Below are 6,309 nucleotides of genomic sequence, written 5' to 3' on the forward strand. Positions count from 1 at the left end.
GCTTAATGCTGGTGTTTTCAATGGAGTCAGAGTGAGTCGATTTCCTATACGGTGAATCGGCCTACTAAGGCTGAAAGCTCGTTGGCTCGTTCGTTTAACTGTTGGCTACCCGCTCTGTTTTGGTTCGCTAGGTCAGCCGATTGGCTACTTTGATCCGAGATCACCACAATGCGTTGTGATATTTCTTGCCCGACGATGCTTTGCTCTTCAGTCGCTGTCGCAATGAGCGAGTTCATGTCCATAATGGTACCTATAGACTCTTGAATCTTGATGAGTGCTTGAGCCGCAGCATTGGCCTCAGCCACGGTGCTGTCGCCACGTGCTTGGCTTGAATCCATGGCTTTAACCGCAGCGTCTGATGCAGACTTCAACTGCTCAATCATCGCGTGAATTTCACCTGTGCTGTCTTGCGTTCGGCTCGCGAGTTTACGCACTTCATCTGCTACAACCGCAAAGCCTCGCCCTTGCTCACCTGCTCGCGCTGCTTCGATAGCCGCATTCAGTGCCAGTAAGTTCGTTTGTTCAGCGATATCTTGGATAACTTCAAGGGAAGAGGAAATGTTTTTAACGTCGCTTTCCAATTGCGAGATAACGCTGCTGGCTTCCGATACTTCTTGTGCGAGTTCTCGAACGGAATCCGCCGCTGAGTTTACGATTTGCTGAGCTTCTTTGGCGTTCTCTTCGGCTTCGTTTGCCGAGCCCGCTGCGTTACTTGCATTATTTGAAATCTCACCTGCCGTTGTTGTCATTTCCGTCATGGCTGTTGCCACTTGTTCTGTCTCTTCACGCTGGCCTGATGCCAGTTCATCAACTTGGGCCGCTCGACCAGACATGTCATTCGTTTCGCTAACCACCTGTTGGCCTACATCGCTCACATTACGAATGATGTTCTGAAGGCTTTCGACGAAAATATTGAAGTTCTTACTGAGGTTGGCAAACTCTGGAATCTTGAAGGCTTCCATTCGAGCGGTCAAATCGGCATCACCACTTGCAAAAGAGCCGATCGAGCGATCCAATACATCGATTGGGTGCAAGATGCTTCGAGTCACAAAGATGGCGAATATCGCGACGAGAATAGCAATCACAATACAGAATATAACGATCGCGGTGAGACTTTCATTGAGTGCGCTATTCGCTGAGGCTTCCATTTCGGTAATGATTGCGTCGATATCATCGGTATAAAACCCGGTTCCGATCATTAGGTCCCATTCAGGGATAAAGGCCGAATAGCTGAGTTTAGGTAGTGGTTCAGTTTGTCCAGGCTTCGGGAAGTAGTAGGTCGTAAACTCTCCAGTTTTGGCGTTCTTAATCAACTCCTGTATCAAGTAGTTTCCTTGTTGATCCTGGAGGCTAAAGAAATTGTCACCGATTCCTTTGGTGCCTTGCCCTATCGCGACTCGAACCCCTTTTGAGTCGTAAGCGAAGATATAACCCGTCTCACCATACTCCAAAGTTTTCAGGGTTGGGAGTGCTTCTTCCAACGATTTTCCTTCTTGAAGCAGTGGCTCTAATGAAGAACGCGCTAATTGAAGGTAACTCTTAAGCTCATTTTGCTTCATCTGCATCATGTTGTTTCGCGTGAGCTCAATTTGCTGTTGGTTATAATCGGTCGTTTTTAGGTAGGTAAACCACATCATACCGATGGCAATAACCAGAAGTGGAATGATGGATAGTATGTATAGGCGGTTGCGAATTGAAAAGTTCATAAGTTACGTCCTGTAGACTCCAGCCGAGGTTGAACCCTCGGTCGAATTTTTTATTAGTATGTTCCCTTAAGATTAGACAATTTTGGCTAACAAAGTAGCAAAAGAGTGGAATGTTTATGGTTTAGTCACAATGTGCAAATATAATTACATAGGAATCATATAAAACTGTGCTATTTCAATAACTAATGAATATGAGTGATAGGGCATATTGATGGCTAGTGCTTACAAAATGCGTTTCATTTATGGTCCACCTCAAAAGATTCTAAATTTATTGTCGTTTCATGTAATTAGACCAGTTATGTGAAAGGTTCTGATATTCAAACTCACAGAACTCTTTTCTTTCCATTCGATAATCTTCTTCTACTTCATCGAGTAAATGTTCATAAGTGTCAGGATCACTGCCGTAGACGAGGCATAGCGTTGAAAAATATCGCTGTAAATCAAAACTATGTTCATCAATGTATTCACCGAAATCGTAATAGTCTGGTCTGTCTTCTGACTCAAAAGAGAACATGTCGGCAGCACTGATCGCGGAATCAGCCCCATCAGTCACATAATCAATCATGAGTAGAGTCGCAAAGTTATCAACGGCATCTTCTTCTTTTCCCAGAATGGGTATCGATTGGTCGTGTATAAATGCATGACCTGCTTCGTGCAATAAAGTGTGCAATAGCGTGTCCAGTGCGCCTAGTTGAGGTTTTTTTTCAAAGCGATCTTCATAATTATTTTTTGAAAAGTAATCGAGCGCTTGTTGGTAAAAGGTATAAGGAATATAGACGGTGTGATTTCCTGGGTCGTACATTGGCCCGTCTGATCCGCCGTATTGAATCGTCAGTACATTATCGAAAGGAAAGTGTTGGTTCGATAAGCCCACAACAAGCTCGTTCAATTGACTCTCTTGAATGATTTGTTTGGTTTGGATTTCTTGCGTGTTAGATGGATCATCAAAAGTAATAACGATGCTATCTTTTGCAACAGAAGGCACCGACTTGAGCGCAAAAAGGAGCAGAGTAATCGTTGTTATGAAAAGACGCATGATGGGTGGCTTCCCGAGCGATAAAGGATGCTGTTAGTGTAGGTTAAACCAATGGATTCATGGTATAAAATTGATGAAATAACGCCCTATGGGTTGCACAAAGAGTGTGATATACTCCGCGCCCAAAGTTCATCCAAGAGTCATCAGCCATGAGTTCAAAAAAAGAAGTACAACAATTAAACCACCGCTTAGATAAATGTAAATTCAAATTAGATGCGGCTAAATCTCGTGGCGATCACGCGATGATCTCAAAATTTACGGATGAAATTGAGAGCTTAAATAAGAAGGTTGCGCAATTAAAACACAAGCAAGACTACGATCTGAATAAAGAGCGTAAAGAGCTGTCTGATATGCCGTTTTACCGCGAAATTACCAAGGCTGAACAAGCTGACATGGGTAAGTTAAAGAAATCTGTAAAAGGTTTGGTTGTGGTACACCCAATGACGAAATTGGGCAAAGCACTTCGAATAGATGCAATGACAGGTTTCGCGCCGAAGAAGTTCTAAGTTCTACGTTAGCATTGCCTTCTTGTATGAAGAACGCCTCAATATTGATTGGAATATTGAGGCGTTTTTTTATTGGTTGTGACTTTTGTTGATTCCGCTTGATTTATTAAGCTTGGTTTATTCAGTTAAAAGCCCATTAACTGAAGCAGATGCTCCGCCGTGGTAATGGCTTCTTTTCGGTTCGCAATATTGAGCTTTTGGTACAAGTTTCGAATGTGGGTTTTAATGGTCGTGCCTGCCACATCCAATTCTTGAGCAATTTGCTCGTTACTGAATCCAGAATAAATCAATCCCAGTACTTGCCACTCTCGCTGAGTCAAAGGACTGGTACGAACAAGCTCTGGAATGTTCGGGTGATTAACCAACTTTTCAACAAACTCTTCATCGAAATGAACCGAACGACTGCGCTGCGTGGTTGAAATGTCTTTAGTCAGTTGTAGCGCACGGTGGCGTTCGAGATCGCCCAATTCCGATTTATTGCTAAGCTTTTCAAGTAGGTGGCCGATTTTGCTACCATCGACAAGGAAATTGCCAAGAATACCGGTTTTATTGGTGAGCTCTAGCGCTTGCTTCAGCTTACCTTTCGCGCCTTCTTCATCGCCAACACTGACCGCAAGAACGGATTCCACAATCAGGTTCCGGTTGATATCGGTCAGAAGTTGATTCTTATTGGCTTCAGCTTGGAGGAAGTCCAAAGTCTGGCTCGCCTTGTCAAATTCACCGAGGCAAACGTGCGCGCGAGAAATATTGCGCCACTGAAGTTGCGTAAAGTGGTTGCAGGCTTCTGCAGGTTTCACTGCTGTCTCGAGCCATTGTCGAATGGCTTCCATATCGCCACGTGATTGCCAAAATAGAATCAAAGATAACGAGGCATTGGCTGTCCAATCAACGTGGTAAGTCGATTGTTTAAGCAAGTGCACGATTTGATCGATAAATTTGGCGGCTTTGTCGAGCTCACCACGGCCAATCGCTATGCGTGCCAGCATTGAATAGCTGTGTAAGTGCTTACTTGGGTCATGACTTCCAAGGACAGATAACCCTTTATAGGCGCACTCTTCCGCTTCATCCAGACGGTTCCAACACCAGAACACCTGTGCACGTAAACGGAGTAAAAACTCATGCATCGGTACGTGTTGTAATTGATGCTCTTCAACCAGTTTGAATGCGTTGTCTTGAACTTCGAACGCCGCTTGGACATAACCTTGAGCGATAAGAATTTCACTTTGTTGCAGCATGGCCCAAAGCACCTGATGATACACTTGATACTGTCTTGCCAGCTTTTCAGTTTGCTGCATCATTGGCAGTGCACGGCTTAGGTGTCCAAGCACATGATTGACTTCCCCAACCACCGATGTGGCAACGATTCGGCTGCGATACACTGTGTGGTCGAGTTGGCTGAGTGCAAGCTCGGCCAGTTCTAATGCTTTCTCTGGTTCATTATGGTTAATCGCAACCTGTGCACGCAGAGCATTGAACTCACCTTGCTCTTTGGTGGTGAGCTTGACGTCTCGTAATGCCATTTGTTCGTCAGCTTTCGCCAGTAGTTTCCCAACATCTTGGTAACGATGCTGACTTTGAGCAAGCCATGCTTCAAGCATACTAAGCTTGGGCTCACTGTATCGCTGGTCAGGATCTAAGGTTTTGATGGCCTGTTCCAGGGCTTGCAGTTCGCCTCTGTTAAACATCTTCCAGCCGTAGGTGACAAGGATGGAAGAGACCAAGTCGCTGTCTTTCGCTTGTTGCGCATGTTGCAACGCTTGATGCGGAGACTCTTGTTTCAACCAAGCTTGCGCAGCGGTCTTGTGTAACTGTTTTTCTTGTTGCGGTATTCGAGCCATGCGTTCATGAGCTAAAAATTCCGCAAACAAGTTGTGAAAGCGATACCAGTTTTGTTCATCTTCCAAAGGATAAATGAATAGCCCATAGCGGTTTAGGGACTCAATCATATTCAAAGCATCGTCACGCTCAGTCAATGCGCCAACGAGCTCATCATTGAAGTGATCCAATACGGAGCATTGAAGGAGGAAGTGTCGAGTCTCTTGGTCGAGCAGATCAAACACTTCTTCGACAAGGTAATCCCATAAATGCGCATGGTTGAACTGAGACATCGATTCTGCAGATTGCGCTAAGGTACGTTTTTGATGCTGAGCTTGTAGAGCGATAAGTTGAAGAGCAGAAGGCCAGCCCTCTACATAAGCTTGCAGATCTTTTGCCGTGTCGTTATCGATGCCATCAGTGACGCGTTGATTGAAGAAACGGGTGGTTTCTTCCGTATCGAAAGCCAGTAAATCGTTGCCAATTTCAATCATAAGATCGCGTACGCGCAGATTGGCTGTTCCTAATGGAGGTGCAGCTCGAGCGGTAACCACCAAGGTCAGGTTATCTGGCATGTGCTTTAGGAAGAAACGCATCGCCTCATGAATGTCATCATCTGAAATGAGGTGATAATCATCGAGAACGACGTAGCATTCCTGATGAAAATTAGACAGCTCAGCAAACACTTCACTAAAGAGTGAATGTAAAGACGAGAACTGTCGCTTTTCCGCTAATGTTTGGGCGTTGGGGCAGGCATTGTTGGTGCCCTTGTTGATGGCTTGCAGTAAATAGTTGATGAAGCGAAAAGGGTCATTATCACTTTCATCAATGCTATACCAACCAACATGGGGTTTATCAGAAAGCCACTGTGAAGCCATGGTGGTTTTTCCATAGCCGGCGGGCGAGCGAAACAAAACAAGCTTGTAATAAGGCGCTTGTTGCAGCAAGTCGAGAACTCTTGGGCGGACGATTGCGTTATGCAATCTACCTGGACGAGTTAATTTCGAAGGAATCCACATCTTTGTTATCCGTTATTTTAATCATTGGGTGATGCTTTATCTCGAGATAGTACTGGAAGTGAGGAAGTACTGTTGGTGATCCAACGCTAGTTTTCTCATCCCACCCTCAAATTTTAGGCTCTACGCCTTAGTTATGTGACTAAAATCACCTTTAATGTGATATTGAAGATCATATGAGTGCCGATCTGTACTGAAATCTATGTAATTTTCATAAATATAAATAAATA

General features: G+C 44.5%; 4 protein-coding genes. 1 reads left to right on the plus strand and 3 read right to left on the minus strand.

Annotated features, from left to right (window positions below):
• Nucleotides 1-44: 44 nt before the first annotated feature.
• Both BCU12_RS18465 and BCU12_RS18470 read right to left on the minus strand, forming a co-directional pair.
• Complete coding sequence (locus BCU12_RS18465) at nucleotides 45-1,706, minus strand: methyl-accepting chemotaxis protein (protein ID WP_102405718.1); 1,662 nt, start codon at nucleotides 1,704-1,706, stop codon at nucleotides 45-47.
• 268 nt (nucleotides 1,707-1,974) lie between these two features.
• Complete coding sequence (locus BCU12_RS18470) at nucleotides 1,975-2,742, minus strand: DUF4344 domain-containing metallopeptidase (protein WP_102405719.1); 768 nt, start codon at nucleotides 2,740-2,742, stop codon at nucleotides 1,975-1,977.
• 149 nt (nucleotides 2,743-2,891) lie between these two features.
• Here BCU12_RS18470 and BCU12_RS18475 point away from each other — a divergent pair, with 149 nt between their 5' ends.
• Entirely contained in the window at nucleotides 2,892-3,248 is a 357-nt protein-coding gene (locus tag BCU12_RS18475; RefSeq protein WP_102405720.1) for a YibL family ribosome-associated protein, read from the plus strand.
• A 125-nt stretch (nucleotides 3,249-3,373) separates the two neighbouring features.
• Here the strand turns inward: BCU12_RS18475 and malT are convergent, their stop codons facing one another.
• Nucleotides 3,374-6,082, minus strand: coding sequence for an HTH-type transcriptional regulator MalT (gene malT, locus BCU12_RS18480; RefSeq protein ID WP_102405721.1), 2,709 nt, complete (start codon nucleotides 6,080-6,082; stop codon nucleotides 3,374-3,376).
• Nucleotides 6,083-6,309: the final 227 nt, after the last annotated feature.

The sequence above is a fragment of the Vibrio sp. 10N.261.55.A7 genome (assembly GCF_002877365.1).
Lineage (GTDB): Bacteria > Pseudomonadota > Gammaproteobacteria > Enterobacterales > Vibrionaceae > Vibrio.